The sequence below is a fragment of the Actinomycetospora sp. genome, assembly GCF_055612215.1.
The window spans coordinates 1-3,269 of sequence record NZ_JBVPVA010000689.1; the positions used below are offsets into that span (position 1 = coordinate 1).

The 3,269-nt window shown below is 72.4% G+C and carries 6 protein-coding genes; 3 read left to right on the forward strand and 3 right to left on the reverse strand.

The features are described 5' to 3' along the window. Positions 1–183: ArsR/SmtB family transcription factor (locus AC0CYZ_RS18845; RefSeq protein ID WP_472218087.1), on the reverse strand; the 183-nt coding region annotated here is incomplete at its 3' end. Between the two features lie 191 nt (positions 184–374). On the opposite strand from AC0CYZ_RS18845, the gene AC0CYZ_RS18850 reads away from it, so the two are divergent. Next, positions 375–587, forward strand: a complete 213-nt coding sequence (locus AC0CYZ_RS18850) for a hypothetical protein (protein ID WP_472218089.1) — start codon at positions 375–377, stop codon at positions 585–587. Positions 588–711: 124 nt separating this feature from the next. Here AC0CYZ_RS18850 and AC0CYZ_RS18855 read toward each other — a convergent pair whose 3' ends face one another. Then, positions 712–1,644, reverse strand: coding sequence for a hypothetical protein (locus AC0CYZ_RS18855; protein ID WP_472218090.1), 933 nt, complete (start codon positions 1,642–1,644; stop codon positions 712–714). A 241-nt stretch (positions 1,645–1,885) separates the two neighbouring features. Between AC0CYZ_RS18855 and AC0CYZ_RS18860 the strand changes: the two genes are divergently transcribed. Together AC0CYZ_RS18860 and AC0CYZ_RS18865 are read left to right on the forward strand one after the other, a co-directional pair. Beyond that, complete coding sequence (locus tag AC0CYZ_RS18860; protein WP_472218092.1) at positions 1,886–2,158, forward strand: hypothetical protein; 273 nt, start codon at positions 1,886–1,888, stop codon at positions 2,156–2,158. Between the two features lie 74 nt (positions 2,159–2,232). Then, entirely contained in the window at positions 2,233–3,018 is a 786-nt protein-coding gene (locus AC0CYZ_RS18865) for an SDR family NAD(P)-dependent oxidoreductase (protein WP_472218094.1), read from the forward strand. Positions 3,019–3,099: 81 nt separating this feature from the next. Here AC0CYZ_RS18865 and AC0CYZ_RS18870 read toward each other — a convergent pair. After that, the coding region (locus AC0CYZ_RS18870; protein ID WP_472218096.1) for a DUF4386 family protein at positions 3,100–3,269 on the reverse strand (170 nt) is incomplete at its 5' end.

Consider the following 3,269-nt stretch of genomic DNA (forward strand, 5'->3'; position numbering starts at 1 on the left):
ACGGGAGATCACGAGGCCGCCGTCCTTGAGCACCTTGAGGTGCTGGGACACCGCGGGCCGTGTGATCGGCAGCAGCTCGGCGATCTCACCGACCGCGCTGGGACGCCGCGCGAGCAGCTCGAAGATGGCGCGTCGGTTCGGGTCGCCGAGCAACCCGATCCCGGCATCTTCGTTAGTGCTCACGAACGGTTAGCGTAGACGCACATAGAGGCCGTGACCAGAGGCACGTCTCGCCGGTCGGCGGTCGCGCGCGCTCGTCGCGCGCACGAGTCACCGTCGTGGGCCGAAGGCGCGGCTGCTCAGCAGGCGCAGGTCACCAGGCCGAGGTTGATGGTCGCCGCGAGGACGAGGTTCGCGAACGGGACGCGAAACGGGTGCGCTATCGCCTGTTCGACGACCACGTCGCCGCCCTGCTCGACCAGGCGACCCGCTACCTCGAGCACCTACGCGTCGGGCAGGTCGACGTGACCGATCTCGGCGTTCCCCACTCCGGCGTGATCGATGAGACGAACCCGATTCCGTACTCCACGGTCATGTTCCGGGACCCCGACAACATCCAGCTCGAGTTCGTCTACGTCGGAACGTAGCGGTCTCGGTGAGCCCCACCCCACTTCTGACGGGCATACGGCAGCGCCCCGAGCTCCGATGCCGACTCGCGAGAACTGCTGGCGACGCCGGAGCGTGACGGGCCGGCCGTTCCCGGGTGGCTCATCAGAGATCGACCCCAGCACCGGAGGCCATGGGCACGTCCGGACGTACGGCCGGCGATCCCACGGGCATCCAGCGCGCACTGGAGCCGACGACACGGGTCGCGTCGGAGCCGGTCAGCGCCGGTCCGTCGCCGGACCCGTAGCAGCGCTCGACGCCGACGGCGTCGAGGTGGCAGGCGAACCACGTGACGAAGACGGCGTCGACCGCCCCGGCGCGACCCGGCAGCTCAGCAGTCCAGAACGGTGCGTCCACGTCGGCGCGGATCCGCCACGCGCGTCCCTCGTGGTCGAGCACGGTCCGGCGGCTGGGCACGGCGTGCAGGAGCTGGCGCAGGCGCAGCTCGCCCAGCGGGAGCTCCACCGCCCAGTCGACCCGGTCACCGCGTCGGTCGCCACGGGCCGAGGCCACGACGACGTCCGAGTCGTCCACGAGCCGGAGCGCCACAGCGCTGATGCTGCCGTCCTCGAACCGCTCGAGGATCCGTTCCTCGAGCGCCAGCGTCGCGTCCTCGACCTCCACCCGACGCCGTCCTCGGGCGTCCACCGACGAGGTGGCGACGCTCCGGTCGCCCAGGAGCACGACCCCGTCGCCGGTCCGCATCGACATCTCGGCCCGGACGCCCTCGGCGTAGGTGCACAACTCGTCGTCGTACCGGTCGTACCGCTGTGCCCAGCCGAGGCGGTAGGCCGGCACCATCGCGAGGACCGCGACCATCCAGCAGCCGAACCAGGCGAAGAGCACGTTCGTCGGGTCCGCGACGCCGGCGACCGCGACGAGGAATCCCAGCCCGACCACGCCGAGCGCGGCGCTGGTCCACCACCATCGCATCCACCGGCGGTTCCGGGCCCTCCGTGCGGCCTGCTCACCGACCCAGCGGGGCCCGCCACCGGGGACGCGGGGGACCGACTGCTGGAGGGAGGCGGAGCTGGTCATCGTGGAATCCCCTCGGAGCCCGCGGGAGCGCGGTCCGCTCCCGACGTCGCCCAGGGTCCGACCGACGGCCTCGTGGGTCAGTACCTCGGCGCACACCCGGTGTGTCCCCGCCGCGACAGAGCCGCGGGCACGGCGACGACGCGGACCCGGCCGGTCGAGCGCGATGATCGGGATGGCGTGCGGCACGACGCCGAGAGAACATCGTCATGATCGTGACGACGTCTCGCGCGCAGGAGGAAACATGGCTGGACAGTGGCGTCCGGGCGACTCGGTCCCCGATCGGTACCTGCTGGCGCTCGAGGCGGGGTCGGTGAGCCTCGAGGAGACGTGCTCCGCGCTGGCCGCGTACGAGTGGCCGGACTCCACGCCGGCGATCTCGACCGGGAGCAGCTCCGCCGACCCGTTCCCGCCGGGCGGCTGGGTCAAGACGGTGGAGGCGGCGTACGGCGACGGGCGCGTCACCCCCGAGCAGTACGAGGCGATCTGGCTGGCGTCCAGCGGTCGGGGCCGCTGACCTCCCCGGACCGACCGGGTCCGTCGATCAGGCCAGGCCGGGAGGTCCCGGTTCCCGACGATGAGGAGATCGCGATGTCCCGCGTGCTGATCACGGGGTCGAGCGACGGGCTCGGCCTGATGGCCGCGCAGACCCTCAGCGAGCAGGGACACGCCGTGACCCTGCACGCGCGCAACGACCGCCGGGCCCAGGACGCCCGGGCGGCGCTCCCGGACGCCGAGGGCGTGCTGGTGGGCGATCTGACCGCCCTCGCCGAGATCCGGTCGGTCGCGGCGCAGGCGAACGAGTCGGGTCGGTTCGACGCCGTCATCCACAACGCCGGCATCGGCTACCGCGAGCCGCGTCGTGTCGAGACCGTCGACGGACTGTCCCACGTGTTCGCCGTCAACGTGCTCGCCCCGTACCTGCTCACCGCGCTGATCACCCCGCCGGACCGGCTGGTGTACCTGAGCTCCGGGATGGCCCGGGGCGGCGACCCGGACCTGTCCGACCCCCAGTGGACGGCACGTCGCTGGAACGGCGCGCAGGCCTACAGCGACAGCAAGCTCTTCGACGTCCTGCTCGCGTTCGGGGTCGCCGCCCGCTGGCCGGGCGTGCTGTCGAACTCGGTGGAGCCGGGGTGGGTGCCGACGAAGATGGGTGGTCCCGGTGCCCCCGACGACATCGACCTGGCGCCGGTCACCCAGGCCTGGCTCGCCGTGAGCGACGACCCGGCCGCCACCGTCACCGGCCGGCACTTCCGCCACCTGCGCGAGCGGGCCGCGCCCGACCACGCGCACTCGGAGCGGGCGCAGGACGCGCTGCTGGCCTATTGCGCCGACCTCACCGGTACCCCGATCCCTGCGCCCGCGACACGCTGAGCCACGGGTCCCCGGGCGTCCGGACGTAGCGGATCCACGCGTCACGCGGCACGCCGGGAACGGCGGTGTCGCTGCCCGAACTCACGGCGAGCGCTCCTCGGCGGTGATCGACGAGGGACTGAATCCCCTGACCACCAGCCAGACGCCGAGGGAGAACTCCCACAACGCGATGGGGAGCGCGGCGACCGTCCCGATCGGCGAGGTCTGGTCGTAGAGCCCGAAGACGGTCGCGGCGACGGAGGCGAGGAGCA